Raw genomic sequence first — 17,009 nt, 5'->3', positions numbered from 1 at the left:
TCGCCATAGGGGCCCCGGCCAAACACATCCACCCACCCGGGCACACCCACCAAAGACCGGGCTTTGAACAGAGGCACGGCCGAGCCGAGCACATCCACCCAGCCGGGCACCACCCACCAAAAACCCCGGAACAGCAGCCGACCGCCGGATCGAGGAAACGCCCTAGTCCCCGCGCACCTTCTCGGTGGTGGTCAGCTCCGCCGCGCCCGGCGTGAGGTCGAAGCGGTCGCCGTCCCAGGTCAGCAGGGACAGGGTGGCGGTCTTGAGGACCGGGCGGGTGCCGCTGAGCGTGGCCACCACGTCCTCCAGGTCCGGGTTGTGCCCGATCAGCAGGACCGTCTCGGCCGACTGCGGCAGCGTGCCCAGCACCGCGAGGATCGAGTCCGGGCCCTCGCCGTAGAGCTGCTCGTCGTGCACGACCGTCGGGGCGCCGTCGAGTTCGGCGGCGACGATGTCCCAGGTCTGGCGGGTGCGGGTGGCGGGGGAGACCAGGGTGACGTCGACCGGGCCGACCTTCGCCGCCAGCCACCGGCCCACGGCGGCGGCGTCCCGGCGGCCCCGGTCGGCCAGGGGCCTGCGGTAGTCGGGGACGCCCTCGGGCCACGCGGACTTCGCGTGCCGGAGGACCACCAGTCGGCGCATCGGGGCCACCTTCTTTCTCCTGCCCCCCATCGAACCAGCCCTACCCGCGTGCGCGTAACCGCTTGACGGTGAACCACACCACCGCCGCCACGGCCAGCCCGATCACCAGGTACTCGAAGACGCTCGCGAACCCCTCCATCCGGTCCCAGTTCTCCCCGAGCAGGTACCCGGCGACCACGAACAGCGAGTTCCACAGCAGGCTGCCCGCCGTGGTCAGCGCGACGAACCGCCACAGCGGCATCCGGCTGACCCCGGCCGGGATGGAGATCAGGCTGCGGAACACCGGCAGCATCCGCCCGAAGAACACCGCCACCCCGCCGTGGCGCCGGAAGAACGCCTCGGTCCGGTCCACGTCGGACACCCGGAACAGCGGGATCTTCCCGGCGAGCGCGCGCAACCGGTCGGTGCCCAGGCGCGCGCCCAGCCAGTACAGCGCCAGCGCGCCGACGACCGAGCCGAGCGTGGTGAAGAACAGGGCGCTGGCCAGCGAGATCCGCCCCTGACCAGCGGCGAAGCCCGCGAGCGGGAGGAACACCTCGCTGGGCAGCGGCGGGAACAGGTTCTCGGCCGCGATCAGCAGGCCCGCACCGGGCGCCCCCAGGACGTCCATGACGCCGAGCGCCCAGCCCGCCAGCCCGCCGGGCTCCGTCGTCGTCGACTGCACTCCCGTTCCTTACCCCACCGCGGGTGGTTCGGAAACCTCGCGGCGCAGGCGGCGGAACTCACACCACACCGCGACGACGACCAGCAGGTCCACCGCGGCGAAGGCGGCCAGCCCGATCGAGTCGGTGCGCACCGCCCGCAGCACCTCGTAGCCCACCAGGGCAAGCAGCACCACGCAGGCCACCGGGAACGCCGTCACCACCCGCCGCGACAGGGCGACGACCAGGCCGATCTTCACGACGCCGTGCAGCAGCAGGTACCAGACGGCGAAGCCGCGGGTGCCGCCCTCGGCGAGGTCCGCCGCGGCCCGCGACAGGTGGTGGGCCAGCACACCCCGCTGGTCGCCGAGCAGGTCGCGGGTGATCACCGCGTTGGCCACCCCGGTGATCAGCGCGGGCGGGACGAGCAGCAGGACGAGCGCGCCCAGCAGTTGCAGCACCCCGTCGGCCCCCTTGACGACCACGGCCAGCCGGAACAGGAACCCGGACCGCTGCGCACGTCGACTCACGCCTACAGGATGCCCGGGTGGGTGCCCGTTTGTCCCGGTTCCACGGCGTCGGGTCCGCTCAGCGGGGTTTGCGCTGGATGCTGTGCCGGGTCGGCGGGGCCGTCAGCGGGTCCTCCGGCCAGCGGTGCTTGGGGTAGCGGCCGCGCAGCTCGGAGCGCACTGTGGCGTACCCGGTCTCCCAGAACGACCGCAGGTCGGCCGTGACCGCGACCGGGCGGCCCGCGGGGGAGAGCAGGTGCAGCACCACCGGCACCCGGCCGTCGACCAGGGTGGGGGTGTCGGTCCAGCCGAACACCTCCTGCACCTTGACCGGCAGCGCCACCCCGTCGCCGCTGTAGTCGAGCCGGACGGCGGACCCGGAGGGGACGGTGAGCCGTTCCGGGACCAGCTCGTCGAGCCGGGTCGCCTCGGGCCACGGGAGCAGGGTGCGCAGGGCGGCGGTCACGTCGATCCGGGCCAGGTCGGCGCGGGAGCGGGCACCGCCGAGCCAGTGCTCGGCGGTGGCGAGCAGCGCGTCGTCGTCGACCGCGGGCCACGGTTCGCCGAGCACGCGGTGCAGCAGGTCCAGCCGCTGCCGCAGGGCGGTCGCGCGGGGGTCGAAGCGCAGCAGGGACAGGCCGCCGCGCCGCAGGCCCGCCAGGACCGCCGCGCGCACGGCCTCGGCGGGCGGTTTCGCCAGCGGCCGTTCCCGCAGCACGATCGCGCCCAGCCGCCGCACCCGCCGGGCCACGACGTCACCGTCCCAGTGGACCTCGTCCTCCTCGGTGACCGTGCCCGCCGCTGCCGCCAGGTCCTCGTCGGCCGCCGCCGCCAGCCGCACCTTCCCCTGCGCGGCCCCCGGTGCCCGGTCGGCCACCGCCACGGCCAGCCACTCCGGTTCGCCCAGCCCCGGCGCCTCCACCGCCGTGCCGTTGGCCAGCAGGTACACCGCCCCGCCCCCGGCCCGCCGCCGCCCGATCCGCTCCGGGTGCGCCAGCGCCGTGACCAGGGCCGCCGCCCCTCGCCGCCCGCTCCCGCCCCGGCTCCCGCCGCCGTTCCCGCTCCCGCCCCTGTGCTCGCTCCCGCTCCCGCCGGGTCCGTCCCCGGTCAGCGCGGATTCCAGGCGCCCGACCTCGCGGCGCCACCGGGCGGAGGACGGCGTGCCGGAGCGCAGGGCGCGCAGCCCGGCGTCCAGGTCGGCCCCGGGGACCAGCCCGTCGTCGTCCAGGACCGCGACCACCTCGGCGGCGGTGCGCGACCCGACCGCCCGCGACCCGTCCAGCAGCGCCCGCGCCAACCGGGGGTGCAGGCCCAGCCGCGCCATCGCCCGCCCGCGCTCGGTCACCCCCGACGCGTCCAGCGCGCCCAGCGCGGTCAGCACCTCGCGCCCGGCCGCCAGCGGACCCGGGGGCGGGGCGTCCCACCAGCTCAGCGCCGACCCGTCCGGCGTCCCCCACACCGCCAGCTCCAGCGCCAGCCGGGTCAGGTCGGCGGTGCGGATCTCCGGCTCCGGGAACCGCGGCAGCGTGGCCTGCTCGTGCGCGGGCCAGCAGCGGAACACCCGGCCGGGCGCCTCCCGGCCCGCGCGACCGGCGCGCTGGGTGGCCACCGCCGCCGACACCCGCACGGTCACCAGCCCGGACATCCCCCGCCGGTGGTCCACCCGCGACATCCGCGACAACCCGGAGTCCACCACCGCCCGCACCCCCGGCACGGTCAGGCTCGACTCCGCCACGGCCGTCGCCAGCACCACCCGCTGCGCCGACCCGGGCCGCAGCGCCGCGCTCTGCCGCTCCAGCGGCAACCGCCCGTGCAGCTCCACGACCTCGTGGTCCGACAGCATCGCCGCCACCCGGCGGATCTCGCCCACGCCCGGCAGGAAGACCAGCACGTCACCCTCCACAGCGGACAGTGCTGCCCGGGTGGCCCGCGCCACCGTCGCCTCCACCCGCTCACCGCGCAGCGGCGGGACGTGGGTCTCCTCGACCGGGAACGCCTCGGCGTCCACCGACACCACCGGCCCGCCCAGCAGCCCCGCCAGCGCCGACGAGGCGACCGTCGCGCTCGTGGCCAGCAGCCGTAGGTCCGGCCGCAGCCCCTCGCGCGCGTCGAGCAGCAGCGCCAGCAGCAGGTCCGCGTCCAGGTGGCGCTCGTGCACCTCGTCCAGCATGACGGTGTCCACACCGGACAGTTCCGGGTCGTGCTGCAACCGCCGCACCAGCAGCCCGGACGTCACGACCTCGATCCGGGTGTCCCGCGACACCCGCCGGTCGCCGCGCACCGAGTAGCCCACGGTCCGGCCGACCGGTTCGCCCAGCAGCGCCGCCATCCGCGTCGCCGCCGCCCGCGCCGCCAGCCGCCGCGGCTCGGCGACGACCACCGAACCCGGCAGCGCCAGCGGCACCAGCGTCGTCTTGCCCGTGCCGGGCGGGGCGACGAGCACCGCCGTGCCGTGCGCGTCGAGGGCGCCGGTGATCTCGTCGAGGGCGGCTCGCACCGGGAGGTCCCGCATGTGCCCAGCCTGTCAGGTCCGGTGGTCGGGGGGCGCGCGGCTCTCAGGTTTCGCTCAGCGTGCGCGGGTAGCCTCACCTGCTGTGACCAAGGCTGTCGTGCTCGACGGGGTCGGCACGCTGCTGCGGTTGGGGTTGGCCGCGGTGTGGGCGGTGTCGGGGTGGCTCAAGGTGAGCGATCCCAACCAGACCTTCGTCGCCGTGCAGGCCTACGACCTGCTGCCCGCCGGGCTGGTGAGCCCGGTCGCGGCGGCGGTGCCGTTCGTCGAGCTGGCACTGGCCGCGCTGCTGCTCCTCGGGCTGGGCACCCGGGCCGCCGCGGTGCTGTCCGGGGTCGTGCTGCTGGCCTTCATCGGCGCGGTGGCCCAGTCCTGGGCGCGCGGGCTGAGCATCGACTGCGGCTGCTTCGGCGGCGGCGGGCAGGTCGCCGCCGGTGACACCCGCTACCCGCAGGAGATCGCCCGCGACGTCGGGTTCCTGCTGGTGGCCGGGTGGCTGGCGGTGCGACCCCGGACCGGGCTGTCGGTCGACGGCCGGTTCGCCCGTGCGACAGTGGACGCGAGGTGAGGAGGAACCGGTGGGCGGAGCGGAGCGCAACGCGCGCAAGCGCAAGCGGAACCAGGGCGGCGGTGCCCGGCCCGGTGGCGCGACGAGCGGTGCCAGGGCGGGCGACGGCAAGGCGGGCGACGGCAAGGCGGGCGGCAGGCCCGTTCCCAAGCCCGGCAGTGCCCAGGCCGCGCTGGCGGCGGCGCGCGCCGGGAAGAACGACCGCACCAAGGTCATCCTCGGCGTGGTCGCCGTGGTGGTCGTGGCCGCCGCGGTCATCGGCGGGGTGATCTGGACGAACAACAGGAAGAACGCCACCGCCGACGCGGCCATCCCGGTCGCCGCCGCGCGCCAGGAGTTGCCGACCACGCGCGAGGACGCCGCGGTGCTGGTGGGCAAGGACTCCGCGAAGGTCACCCTCGACGTCTACGAGGACTTCCTCTGCCCGGCCTGCGGCGGGTTCGAAGCGCGGTTCGGCCCGGCCATCGAGCAGAAGCTGGACGAGGGCGTGCTCAAGGTCCGCTTCCACCTGGTGAACCTGCTCGACAGCCGCTCCGACCCGGAGGGCTACTCCACCGACTCGGCCAACGCCGCGCTGCTGGCCGCCGACGAGGGCAAGTTCCTCCGGTTCCACAAGAGCCTCTACGACAGCCAGCCCGAGGAAGGCGCCCGCGGCTGGAGCAAGGACCAGTTGATCGAGCTGGGCAGGGCCGTGGGCCTCACCGGCCAGGCCTTCGCCGACGGCGTCCGCGCGGGCAAGTACGACCAGCAGGTCACCGCCGCCTACGAGAAGGCCCGCGGTACCGAGTACCTGCTCCAGGACGCGGGCAACGGGCAGAAGGCGTTCGGCACCCCGACGCTCGCGGTGGGCGACAAGGTGGTCGACACCTCCCAGGCCGACTGGCTCGAACGGCTGGTCGCGGGCTGACCCGGGCCGTCAGGCCCACTGGGCGCCGTAGCCGAGGCCGGTGCGCGGGTGGTCGAAGGCGACGTGCACCTCACCGACCGCGTCCGGCACCAGGATGTCCTCGCTGGGCCGGATCTCGTCCACGTCGCGCGGGAACGCCTCCGCCAGGCCCCACACCCGGGCGGGCACCGCGTCCGGGTCGAACCGCACCCGCAGGTCGAACTCGTCGCACCGGCGCTCGGGGAAGTACACGTAGTGCGAGCGCATCGGCTGGTGCGCGGCGGGCCGGGTGATCACCGCGAAGTCGTGCTCCTCGCCGACCGCCAGCGGCCGGGGCAGCCCCAGCCGGATGGTGAACCGGTTGCGCCGGACCCGCTCGACCCCGGTCACCGTCACCCCGTACACCGGCTCCACCAGCAGTTCCGGCGGGTCGTCTGAGGCGGGGGGCACGGTGAACGACAGCTCGATCCCGGCCAGCTCCGGCCGCTCGGCGACGATGCACCGCAGCTCCAGGCACTCCGGGGACGCCTTGTCGTGGCGCAGCACCGCCTCGAACCGCCGCACGTACCAGCCCAGGTTGTCGTCGCGCCGCGCCACCGTCCCGGCCAGGGCCTGCGACACCAGCAGCCCCACCCCCTCGTCGATGCGGCGGCGCACCGTGCGCGGGTCGCGCTCCATCCTGGCGGCGAGCCACTCGGTGCGCTCCTGCAGGAACTTCTGCCGGGTCTCCGGGTGCAGCCCCATCGCCACGGCGACGACCAGCCCCAGGTCCTCGGGCAGCTCGTCGATCAGGGCGCGCAGCCTGCCCAGCAGCTTCACCTGGACCACCGCCGGGTCGTCGGCGGGTGAGATGCCGCACAGGGACCGCAGCGCCGGGCCGAGCTGCTCGGCCACGTCCGGCTTCTGCACCCCGCGCCCCTTGCGCAGCGCCCGCAGCTCCGCCACCACCTGATCGCGTGTGAAACGCACGCAGACCTCCCTCGGCGCCATCCGCCGGGAAGCGTACCCGGCTGGGGCGTACGGCCCACGCAATTGCGGCGCGCCCGCGCCCGGGTCGCGACCACACCGCAGGTGTGGTCGCCGCGGCGCGGGGTAGCCCCCACCCAGCCGAGCCCGAGGAGCGCCCATGTCCGAGACCGTCGCCGACCACCTGCTGCGCCGCCTGCGCGAGTGGGGTGTGGACCAGGTGTTCGCCTACCCGGGTGACGGCATCAACGGGATCGTCGCGGCGTTCGGCCGGGCCGACGACCGGCCCCGGTTCGTGCAGGTGCGGCACGAGGAGATGGCGGCGTTCGCGGCCGTCGGCCACGCGAAGTTCAGCGGGTCGGTGGGCGTGTGCCTGGCCACCTCCGGCCCCGGGGCGATCCACCTGCTCAACGGCCTCTACGACGCCAAGCTCGACCACGTGCCGGTCGTGGCGATCGTCGGGCAGACCAGCCGCAGCGCCATGGGCGGCAGCTACCAGCAGGAGGTCGACCTCCAGGCGCTGTTCAAGGACGTCGCCGGGGACTACCTGGTCGAGGTCAACGTCGCCGAGCAACTGCCCAACGCCCTGGACCGGGCGATCCGCACCGCCCAGGCCACCAGGTCGCCCACCGCGGTCATCATCCCGGCCGACCTGCAGGAACTGGAGTACACCGCGCCGCGGCACGAGTTCAAGCACGTGCCGTCGAGCCCGCCGAGCGCGGCGTGGTCGACCACGGTGGCCCCCGCCGAGGGCGTGGCCCGGGCGGCGGAGCTGATCAACGCGGGGTCGAAGGTCGCCATCCTGATCGGGCAGGGCGCGCGCGGGGCCGCCGAGCAGGTGCGCGAGCTGGCGGAGGTCACCGGTGCCGGGGTGGCGAAGGCGCTGCTCGGCAAGGACGTCCTGTCCGACGAGCTGCCCTGGGTCACCGGGGCGATCGGCCTGCTCGGCACCCGCCCGAGCTACGAGATGATGCGCGACTGCGACACCCTGGTCATCGTCGGCTCGAACTTCCCGTACTCGCAGTTCCTCCCGGAGTTCGGCCAGGCCCGCGCGGTCCAGATCGACGTCGACGGCCGCCACATCGGCCTGCGCTACCCGACCGAGGTCAACCTCGTCGGCGACAGCGCGCACACCCTCGACTCGCTGATCCCGTTGCTGGTGCCCAAGACCGACCGGTCCTGGCGGACCACGATCGAGGGGAACGTCGCCTCGTGGTGGGACACCATGGACCGCCAGGCCGCGCTGGAGGCCAAACCGGTCAACCCGATGCGGATCGTCTCCGAGCTGTCCGCCCGCATCCCCCTCGACGCCATCGTCACCGCCGACTCCGGCTCCTCCACCAACTGGTACGCCCGCCACCTCAAGATCCGCGGCGACATCCGCGCGTCCCTGTCGGGCACCCTGGCCAGCATGGGCCCGGCCGTGCCGTACGCCATCGGCGCCAAGTTCGCCCACCCCGACCGCCCGGTCGTCGCCCTGGTCGGCGACGGGGCCATGCAGATGAACGGCCTGGCCGAGCTGATCACCATCGCCCGCTACCGCCACCGCTGGTCCGACCAGCGGCTGGTCGTGTGCGTGTTCCACAACAACGACCTCAACCAGGTCACCTGGGAACTGCGCGCCATGGGCGGCGCCCCCAAGTTCGAGGAATCGCAGTCGCTGCCCGAGGTCGACTACGCCGGGTTCGCCCGCTCCCTCGGCCTCGCCGCCATCACCGTCGAACACCCCGACCAGCTCGGCCCCGCCTGGGACAAGGCCTTCGCCGCCGACTCCCCGATGGTCCTCGACGTGCACTGCGACCCCGAGGTCCCGCCGATCCCGCCGCACGCCACCTTCGAGCAGGTCCGCTCGGTCACCGAGGCCGTCCTCAAGGGCGACCCGGCCGCGCTGCACCTGATCACCCAGGGAGCCAAGACCAAGCTCCAGGAATTCCTCCCCGACCGCGACCGGGACTGATCAGCCGGTCATGTCCTCCGCCCGCGCGGAGGACATGACCGCCGCGAGCACCACCACCGCGAACAACCCCACCACGGCGAACACCGCCCGCACGCCGAGCACCTGCGCCAACACCCGCCCCGTCCGCACCTCCGCCCGCTTCGCCCTGCACCTGTCCCCGGAGGCCGCCGCCGACCTCGGCGCCAAGCTGGTGGCCGTCCTCGACGAGTACGTCCGCACCGACCACGAACGCCTGGACCACCCGCGCACGGCGGGGTCGTCGTCCCGCACCGCATGGCCGACTGACGGACCCGCGCGGCGGTCAGGGGGAGTCGATGGTGCCCGCCGCGATGTCGAGCCGGTACTCGAGGAAGTTCGCCCAGTCCACCCGGATCTCCAATTCCGCGCCCGGCTCCGCCCGCTCCGCGTCGCCGGTGACCTCGAAGTCCGGTTGGTCCGCCAGGATCGTCACCGCGGCCCGGGTCGACTCCAGGTCCACCCCGCAGGTCCGCGACAGCTCCAGCAGCGTCGTGCGCAGGACGTCGAGCGGGGCGTCGGCGTACGGCCCGAACAGGTCGATCAGCTTGCGGACCACCGGCCGGTGCAGGCCGATCCAGCGCAGCGCGTCCTCCTCGTCGACCTGGTCCCGGGTCAGCGGCAGCACCTCCGCGGGCAGCATCGCCCACGGGTTCAGCTCGTAGCGGGTGTCCCCGTCGCGGCCGGTGGCGATGAGGACGGTGCAGGCGGTCAGGTAGTCCAGGACGTCGGACAGGGTGCGGGGGCGGAACACGCCCAGGGCGTCGGCGTGGGAGTCGATCTCGGCGATGAGGCCGTCGAGCCAGGCGCGGTCCTCGGCGTTGGCCCTGGCGACCTCGCCGGGGGTGGGGGCGGCGCCGTCGAGGGCGGTGCGCAGGGTGTGCTCGGTCCACGGCTCGAACTCGTCCCAGGCGGGCCCGGACAGGCCCACCACCGCGTCCGGGGTGCGGCCGACGAGCCTGCCGATCTGGTCGCGGGTCGGCGCACCCAGCAGCACCACCACGCCCAGGACCTCGACGGCCGCGTGCGGGACGAACCGGCTCCAGCCCAGGCCGTCGAAGACGTCGCGGAACACCCCACCGCGCAGGACTTCCCCGTCGACTTCTTCCTCGGCCATGGACCGTGCATCTCCGCAGGCCACGTCCGCGTTACCGGTGACCTGGCACTTTCCTGCCACACCCTGGCGCGGAGACCGCGTCCGACGGCGGGTACCTGCTCGTCGCCGAGGCCACCGCCCTGCTCAGCCCGAGGACCTACCTGGTGTAGCCGGTCCTCGACCCGCACTGGTCGGTGTGATCCGCGCCTGCACCCACAGCGCTGAACCCACAGGGAGGTCCCACGGCAGGCACAGACCACGCACAGCGGCACCGCCGATCGTGGTTCTCAGCAGCGAAGAGAACCCCAGTCAGGAGCGCCGGAGATGACCACCACCGAGCAGTACACCCCGCCCACCGCCGAGCAGCACACCCCGCCCACCGCCCCGCAGGCCCCCGAGCCCCGGGCCAGCCGCACCCGCAAGGCCGTCATCGCCGCCGCGGTCGCCCTGGCCATCGCGGGCGGTGGCGGCGCGGCCGTCTACGCCGCGTCGAGCAGCAGCGCCGAGACCTCCGCCCAGGCGGGCGCGCCGGGCGGCGGCCCCGGTGGCGCGGGCGGCACGGGTGGCGGACCCGGCGGCGGCTCCGCCCTGATGGACGCCCTGCACGGCGAGTTCACCACCACCGACTCCTCCGGCAACCACGTCACCGAGGCCATGCAGACCGGCACCGTCACCGAGATCACCGACACCACCATCACCACCGAGAGCACCGACGGGTACACCAAGACCTACACGATCGACGCCACCACCACCTACGCGGCGATGGGCGGCGGCCCCGGCACCACCCAGTCCACGGTCACCAAGTCCGACCTGGCCACCGGCGACACGGTGACCGTCGTCGCCACCACCGACACCTCGACGGCGGTGTCCATCGCCGAGCAGACCACCACCTGACCCCGCCGATCGTCCTCTCGCGACTGACCAGGTGGCACACCAGGTCCCGCACCAGCCAACCGGCGCAACCGGCCGTGCGAAGTCCCCGTCCGGGAGCCCGGCGACCACCGCGCGCAACGCCGCCCACGAGCGTGAGAAGAGGTCCACCACCACAAGCCACCAGCGCCCGCCCCCGGGGACGGCTGATTCGCCGCCCCGCGGTGAACACCCACCGGTCGCGTCGAACCCCCGGCGCGGCAGGTGATCTCATGGGTACCCTCGGGTAATCGTTGTCGCGGGGCAGGGGGCGGGGTGTCCGAGGAATCGGGTGTGGTGAACCGGGTGTCCGGGGCGGGCGGGCACGTGGTGCAGGTGGGCGGCGGGGTGTCGGGCGGCATCCACTTCCACGGGCCGTCGACGCCGCCACCGGAGCTGGTGCCGCGGCCGACACCGCACTTCACCAACCAGCGGGCGGTGCTGCGCGCGGCGGACCGGGCGTTCGCCGAGGCCGGGGCGGGCCGGTGGGTGCTGGTCCTGACGGGCCCGCCGGGGGTGGGCAAGCGCGAAGCGGCGCGGGCGTGGGTCCACGACCGCCGCCGGGACTTCCCCGACGGCACGTTCCACGCCGACCTGACCGGTGCGGGGGTGGGCGCGGAGGCGGACCTGCTCGGTGCCTTCCTGCTGTCGGCGGGGTTCGCGGCCCAACAGATACCCAGTTCACCGGAGGGGCGGGCCGGGCTGTTCCGCTCCTGGTCGGCGGGGCGCCGGGTCGCGGTGGTCGTGGAGCGGGCCTCGACCCCGGCCCAGGTGCGCTCGCTCGCCCCCGCCGGGGACGGGTCGGCGCTGGTGGTGACGCAGGCGGGCCCGCTGCACGGGTTGCGCGCGGACAACGTGGTGACGTTCCTGGAGCTGGCGCCGCTGGAGGCGAGCGCGGCCCGCGAGCTGTTCGGCCGGATCGCGGGCCCCGAGCGGGCGGTGGACGAACCCGACGCCGTCGCCGAGGTGCTGGAGGTCGCCGACGGCCTGCCGATCGCGGTGTGCGTGGCCGCCTCGATGGTCGCCGCGCACCCCCAGCGGTCCATGACCCGGCTGGTCGGGGCGCTGCGCGACGAGCAGCGCAGGCTGCGGACCCTGTCCCGCGACGGTGGCGACCTGTCGGTCACCGCCGTGTTCAACACCGCCTACCAGCGGCTCACCGACGACGAACGGGCCTGCTACCGCGCGGCGGGGGCGCACCCCGGCCCGGGTGGGTTCGGCGCCCACGTCATCGCCGCCGCCCTCGGGTGGGACCTCGACCGGGTGCACGACAGCCTGGACTCGCTGGTGGGCGCCCAGCTCGTGACCGAGTTCACCGAGTCCCGCCACTCCATGCACTCCCTGGTCCGCGCGCACGCCAGGCAGGTGGCCGCCCCGGAGGGCGAGCGGGAGGCGCTGCTGCGCCGGGTGGTGGCCTTCTACCGGGACCGCGCGGTCGCGGGCGGGCACCGGGCGATGCCCGGACGGGGCATGTGGGAGCGGTTGCGCCCCGGGCAGGTCCTGCCCGAGGTCGACGTGCCCTGGCGGTGGCTGGAGGACGAGCGCGCCAACCTGCTGGCCGCGGTGGTGGCGGCGTCCGACCTCGGGCTGCACGAGGTCGTGTGCCAGATGTGCCTGATGCTGTGGCCGCTGCACGAGCGCGGCAAGCACCTCGACGACCTGCGCCGGTGCGGGGACCTGGGGGTCGAGTCGGCCAGGGCCCTCGGCGACGTCGCCGCCGAATCGCTGTTCACCACCCAGCTCGGGTTCGGCCACGTCCACCGCGGCGAGGCCCTGGCGGCGGCCGAGCTGTTCACCCGGGCGCTCGCGCTCGCCCGGACCACGCCGTTCACCGACCTGGCCGCCACCGCCCTGGAATCCCTGGGCCTGGCCCAGGTCGCCGCGGGCGCGGGCGAGGTCGCGGCGCGGACGTTGCGGCACAACCTGGAACTCGCCGGAGAACTGGGGCAGCCGAGGCGCACCGCGCTGGCCCGCCTGCACCTGGCCAAGGTGGACGACCTGCCGTCGGCCCTGGCGCTGCTCGCCGCCGCCGAGGCGGAGTTCCTCGGCCTGGAGCCCCCGGACACCTACAACGCGGGCAAAGCCGCCCAGTGGCGCGGGCGCAGGCTCATCGCCGACCCCGCCCGCCGTGGTGAGGCCCGCGCCGAGCTGCTGCGCGCGGACCGGGTGCTGGACCGGCACTTCGACCGGATGGCCACCCGCGAGGCCCTCGGCGACCTCGCCTCCGCCGAGGGCGAGCACGACGAGGCCGCGAGCCGGTACCGGGAGGCGCTGTCCATCGCGGAAACCGAGGTCTTCCCGCACGACGGGGCCCGGCTAGCCCGCAAGCTCGCCGACCTCGACCCGGCGCACCCGCCCGCCGACCCACAGGCGCAGCAACCGGGGTAGCTCGGCGAGGGCGCGACCGTCGACCAGCCAGCAGTGCACCGCCGACGCGCACAGCGCCGCCGTTTCCGGGTGCGGGTCACCGTCCCCGGTGACCTCGGTGAACCGCACCCGGGTTCCGTCAGCTGTCAGCACGGTCGGCGGGCCGTCCGACACCGCGGCCAGCAGGCACCCCGGCAGGCTCGCCAACACCGCCGCCGCGTCCGCCGGGCTCCGGTCGACGACGACGACCTCGGCCAGGTCGAGCCACCGCCGGTACGGCTCGGCCAAGCCGACCACCAGGTGCGCCGAGCCGCCGACCCAGTCCTCCAGCCGGGGAGCCGGGTACCGCACCAGTTCGACCTCGGCGGAGTCCTCGGTCACCGCGACGATCGTGGCGGTGACCAGGTGGCTGCGGCCGCGATCGGACACCGGCGGCGGCACGGGGACGGCGGTGGCGTCGGCGGGTTCGGGCGGTTCGGGGAGGTCGATCAGGTCGTACAGGGCCGTCCGCAGCAGCCGGGCCGACTCGCCGCGGCCCGAACTCGCCAACTCGGCCACCGCTGCCAGTTCCGGTGGTACCGGTTGCCCGGCCAACTCGTCGACTCGTGCGGCCACGTCGTCGTCCACCGCGATCCTCGGTGCCACGGCGAGCATCCGCCCGATCGCCGAGTTCGGGTCCACGGTGGACTCCGGGGCGACGGCGAGTGCCAGTGGTCTGCCCGCTGCCGCCGCGTAGAGGCTCACCGAGCCGTGGTCGCCGATCACCAGGTCAGCCGCCACCAGCGCCGCCCGCCAGCCCTCCACCGGGTCCAGGACGACCACCCCGGCCCGCGCGCACTCCCGCAACCACGTCTCCACCTGCCAGCGCGAGTGGTGCGCGGAGATGTTGGGGTGCAACGCCAGCACGACGCGGTACCGGTCGACCGGCAACCGCGCCGCCAACCGCGCGACGAACCCCGGATCGGTGCCGAACAGCGATTCCCGGCCCCACGTGGACGAGACGACCACCACCGTCCGCCCGTCCGCGCCCAGTGCCGACCGGTACACCGCCCGCAACGGGAGACTGGCCAGGATTCGGTCCAGGCACGGATCACCCGCCACCACCGCGACCGGCACGGCCTTCGGGCACGCCGAGGCCAACCGGTCGACCTGTTCTGCGTGCGACAGCACCAGAACCGACGGGATCACACCACCGTCGGCGTCCAACAACCACTCAGGCGACAGCCCGAAGACCGGGGTTCCTGGGTTCCTGGGTTCCTGGGTTCCTGGGTTCCTGGGTTCCTGGGTTCCTGGGTCGAGGTACTTATTGTACCCGACCCCGTGCGGGAAGATGATCACGGGTGCCCCGGGTTCGCGCAGGTCACCGCCGTGGCTGGCGCTGATGACCAGGTCCGGCCGCAGCTCGACCGCCGTGGTCCAATCCACCGGATCGGCGCCCATGGCGGAGAGGAACCCGGCCGTCCCGTCGGTGAACGCGGAGGAGCCCGTGACCGCGAATCGCACCTGGACCCGGGAATCGCCGGCGATCAGCGGCAGCACGTCCACCAGCCGCGTCGCGGCCGTCACGTTGTGGACGGCGATCACCAGGAGCCGCTCCGCCCGCACAGTCGACCAAGGGCTCCCGCCGCGCTCCATGCGGGCAACCGTATCAACGCGATCGGCCGAACGTCTCCGACGCGGCCGGTGGCTGTTCGCCGCGCCACCCGACTGCCGCGGACGGCGGGTGGGGGCTCGCGAAGCGGTCGACTCCGTGCCCGCCCGCCGCCCGAGCCCCTTGGGAACGGCAGCGGCCCGGAAACCGCACAACATCGGGGGCTCTTGTCCGAGAAGGAGAAGTCCCGCCGGAGGGTCGAGGGACAATCAATTATTCCACGATGGCTCAATCCGCCCCGGACTTAACATCATCCGACCTATTGCACCTTCTCGGTGGCGGGCGTGAGAACTCCGGCTGCGCCGATTGCCGGTCACCCCTTCTCCTCTACTCCCGCGACCCCGGCTCGGCAAGGGCACTCGGCCCCTATTGCGTCCGGTGTCCTGTTATTGCCGTTGCCACCTCGGAACCCGCCGCATTCGGGACCGTCCGGCACAGCCTGTTGGTACGACTCCCGCAAGCGTGGCAGTGACCTGGAACACATTGAATGGTGAAATAGTGAGTCGTATACCGGTGGGTGGTGCGGATAGTCGCAGTTCATGGCCACCCGTCCATGTCCCTTTCGGATTCCGGGATGTCCGCCGTCGGGGTTCGATAGGGGTTCGGGCTTCTTGACCTTGTCTGTAATCCGGTCGTAACGTCTCCGGTGTCGAACTGTCCGGCTGAATGGGGGATCAGTGTCCGGCATGCAATTATGGAAGTCGAGTCTCGGGCTTCTTTTCGATCGCAGGGCCGAAATCGGCAAACCGATGTTCTTCCGCCTCAGCCGCCCGATGGACATCGACCCCTCCGGGCAGCTCATCCTCGACCTGCCCGCGCTGGCCGGGTTCGTCAGGAGCACCGCGGCGGCCCTGCACGCGGCCGGGGCCCGGCCGGGCGACCGGGTCGCCGTGTTCAAGGAGAACCACTTCGACTGCCTGCTGCTGGCCGCCGCCGCGATCAGGATCGGCGCGGTCCCGGTCATGCTGTCGGGGCTGCTGCCGCCGGACTCGGTGCGCGCGCTGCTGCGGCGGGTCGAACCGACGCTGCTGGTGAGCAACCGCAGGCTGCTGGAGGAGGCCGGGTCCGACGGGGGCCCGCTGACCTCGCTCGCGGAGCGGACCCTGAGCCTCGACGGCGGCGTGCCGGACGCGCTGGCCCTCGTCGACGTCCTCGGCGGGCCGGAGCCCGCCCCGGTCCCGCGCGGTGACGACGAGCTGATGATGCTCACCCACACCTCGGGGACGACGGGCATCCCGAAGCTCATCATGTACACCCCGGAGAAGCTCCAGGGGCAGATGGCCAGGCTGGAGTGCCGCCACCTGCCGCCCCTGACCTTCGGGCGCAACGACGTCGTGGCGATGTTCCTGCCGTACGTGCACGCCCGCGCCTTCACCTGGATCTACTCGGTGCTGACCCTCTCGCCCGCCACGGTCCTGCTGATGAGCGAGAACGACCCCGAGGTGGTCGGCCCGCTGTTCCGGCAGCACCGGCCCACGGTGGTCGAGGCGCTGCCGATCGACTTCCTGCGGATGGCGCCCCTCGCCGGGGAGAACCGGGGCGACGCCCTCGCCTCGGTGCGCACGTTCATCGGCAACTTCGACGCCATGCGCTGGTCGGCGATCCGCACGTTCCTCAACGCCTCCCGGCACTGGTTCCCGGTCTGGCGCGAGGGGTACGGGCAGTCGGAGACCGGCGGCCTGGGCATGACCATGATCACCCGGTACCGGGCGAACAAGCGGCGCGACGAGCGGCCCGGACCCCGCAAGGTGGGGCGGCCGATGCCCGGCTTCGTCGAGTTGAAGGTGGTCGACCCCACGACGTTCGAGCCGGTGCCGACCGGCGAGCCGGGGATCGTCCTCGCCAAGACGAAGGCCCGGTGCGTCGGCTACTACGGGGAACCCGAGCGCTGGGAGGAGAAGGCGGTGGGGGAGTGGTGGAACACCGGTGACATCGGTGTCATGACCCGGACCGGTGCCCTCACGCTGCTCGACCGGGAGGTCAACTACGCGCCGGGGGGCAGTTGCCTGGAGCACGAGGACGTGATCGTCGACCACCTGCCCGACGGGCACGACGTGGCCCTGCTCCCGGTGCCCGACGGGCCGCCGGTGCCGATCGTGGCCACGCCGGACGGCTCCCTGGACCGGGAGCGGTGGCGCGGGGCGGTGCGCGGTGTGCCCGCCCTGGCGGAGCCGATCGTCATCGCCTTCAAGGACATGCCGCGGACCGGTACGGGGAAGATCCTCCGGGAAGCCCTGCGCACGCGGTACCTCGCGGGCGTCGGCCACCCCGGTCACGGGCGGTGGACATGAGC

General features: G+C 73.8%; 14 protein-coding genes. 6 read left to right on the top strand and 8 right to left on the bottom strand.

The annotated features are described in order from the left end of the window. Positions 1–162 precede the first annotated feature (162 nt). The 4 genes from UO65_RS17675 to hrpB are packed head-to-tail and all read right to left on the bottom strand — an operon-like array spanning position 163 to position 4,304. Positions 163–642, bottom strand: a complete 480-nt coding sequence (locus tag UO65_RS17675; protein WP_084175774.1) for a SixA phosphatase family protein — start codon at positions 640–642, stop codon at positions 163–165. Between the two features lie 40 nt (positions 643–682). Beyond that, positions 683–1,306 carry a DedA family protein gene (locus UO65_RS17670; protein WP_035283901.1) on the bottom strand — a complete coding sequence of 208 codons (624 nt, stop codon included), beginning with the start codon at positions 1,304–1,306 and terminating at the stop codon, positions 683–685. 9 nt (positions 1,307–1,315) lie between these two features. Beyond that, on the bottom strand, positions 1,316–1,813 hold the full coding sequence (locus tag UO65_RS17665) for a DUF2127 domain-containing protein (protein WP_035283899.1): 498 nt from the start codon (positions 1,811–1,813) through the stop codon (positions 1,316–1,318). Positions 1,814–1,871: 58 nt separating this feature from the next. After that, positions 1,872–4,304, bottom strand: a complete 2,433-nt coding sequence (gene hrpB, locus UO65_RS17660) for an ATP-dependent helicase HrpB (RefSeq protein ID WP_035283897.1) — start codon at positions 4,302–4,304, stop codon at positions 1,872–1,874. A gap of 97 nt (positions 4,305–4,401) precedes the next feature. Here hrpB and UO65_RS17655 point away from each other — a divergent pair, with 97 nt between their 5' ends. Both UO65_RS17655 and UO65_RS17650 read left to right on the top strand, forming a co-directional pair. Next, positions 4,402–4,869 (top strand): MauE/DoxX family redox-associated membrane protein, encoded by a 468-nt coding sequence (locus UO65_RS17655; RefSeq protein WP_035283945.1) that lies wholly within the window; start codon positions 4,402–4,404, stop codon positions 4,867–4,869. A gap of 10 nt (positions 4,870–4,879) precedes the next feature. Then, positions 4,880–5,776 carry a DsbA family protein gene (locus UO65_RS17650; RefSeq protein ID WP_084175768.1) on the top strand — a complete coding sequence of 299 codons (897 nt, stop codon included), beginning with the start codon at positions 4,880–4,882 and terminating at the stop codon, positions 5,774–5,776. 9 nt (positions 5,777–5,785) lie between these two features. Here UO65_RS17650 and UO65_RS17645 read toward each other — a convergent pair whose 3' ends face one another. Further along, a complete protein-coding gene (locus UO65_RS17645; protein ID WP_146241395.1) occupies positions 5,786–6,724 on the bottom strand; it encodes a hypothetical protein in 939 nt (312 codons plus the stop codon). 157 nt (positions 6,725–6,881) lie between these two features. Between UO65_RS17645 and UO65_RS17640 the strand changes: the two genes are divergently transcribed. After that, entirely contained in the window at positions 6,882–8,678 is a 1,797-nt protein-coding gene (locus tag UO65_RS17640) for a thiamine pyrophosphate-requiring protein (protein WP_035283894.1), read from the top strand. Here the strand turns inward: UO65_RS17640 and UO65_RS38645 are convergent, their stop codons facing one another. Together UO65_RS38645 and UO65_RS17630 are read right to left on the bottom strand one after the other, a co-directional pair. After that, positions 8,679–8,807 (bottom strand): hypothetical protein, encoded by a 129-nt coding sequence (locus UO65_RS38645; protein ID WP_267880606.1) that lies wholly within the window; start codon positions 8,805–8,807, stop codon positions 8,679–8,681. A gap of 172 nt (positions 8,808–8,979) precedes the next feature. Continuing rightward, complete coding sequence (locus UO65_RS17630) at positions 8,980–9,810, bottom strand: DUF6042 family protein (RefSeq protein WP_035283890.1); 831 nt, start codon at positions 9,808–9,810, stop codon at positions 8,980–8,982. Positions 9,811–10,113: 303 nt separating this feature from the next. Between UO65_RS17630 and UO65_RS17625 the strand changes: the two genes are divergently transcribed. Further along, positions 10,114–10,683: a hypothetical protein gene (locus tag UO65_RS17625; protein ID WP_052021293.1), complete on the top strand. Its 570-nt coding sequence runs from the start codon at positions 10,114–10,116 to the stop codon at positions 10,681–10,683. A 291-nt stretch (positions 10,684–10,974) separates the two neighbouring features. Further along, positions 10,975–13,086: a hypothetical protein gene (locus UO65_RS38640; RefSeq protein ID WP_152552136.1), complete on the top strand. Its 2,112-nt coding sequence runs from the start codon at positions 10,975–10,977 to the stop codon at positions 13,084–13,086. Here the strand turns inward: UO65_RS38640 and UO65_RS17615 are convergent. After that, positions 13,015–14,700: a hypothetical protein gene (locus UO65_RS17615; RefSeq protein WP_152552135.1), complete on the bottom strand. Its 1,686-nt coding sequence runs from the start codon at positions 14,698–14,700 to the stop codon at positions 13,015–13,017. The genes UO65_RS38640 and UO65_RS17615 overlap by 72 nt on opposite strands. 789 nt (positions 14,701–15,489) lie before the next feature. Here UO65_RS17615 and UO65_RS17610 point away from each other — a divergent pair. After that, positions 15,490–17,007 (top strand): class I adenylate-forming enzyme family protein, encoded by a 1,518-nt coding sequence (locus UO65_RS17610; RefSeq protein WP_233427696.1) that lies wholly within the window; start codon positions 15,490–15,492, stop codon positions 17,005–17,007. Positions 17,008–17,009 lie beyond the last annotated feature (2 nt).

Source organism: Actinokineospora spheciospongiae (assembly GCF_000564855.1).
GTDB lineage: Bacteria > Actinomycetota > Actinomycetes > Mycobacteriales > Pseudonocardiaceae > Actinokineospora > Actinokineospora spheciospongiae.
Note: the sequence above shows the minus strand (reverse complement) of the source record. Positions and strands in the feature narration are given on the sequence as shown.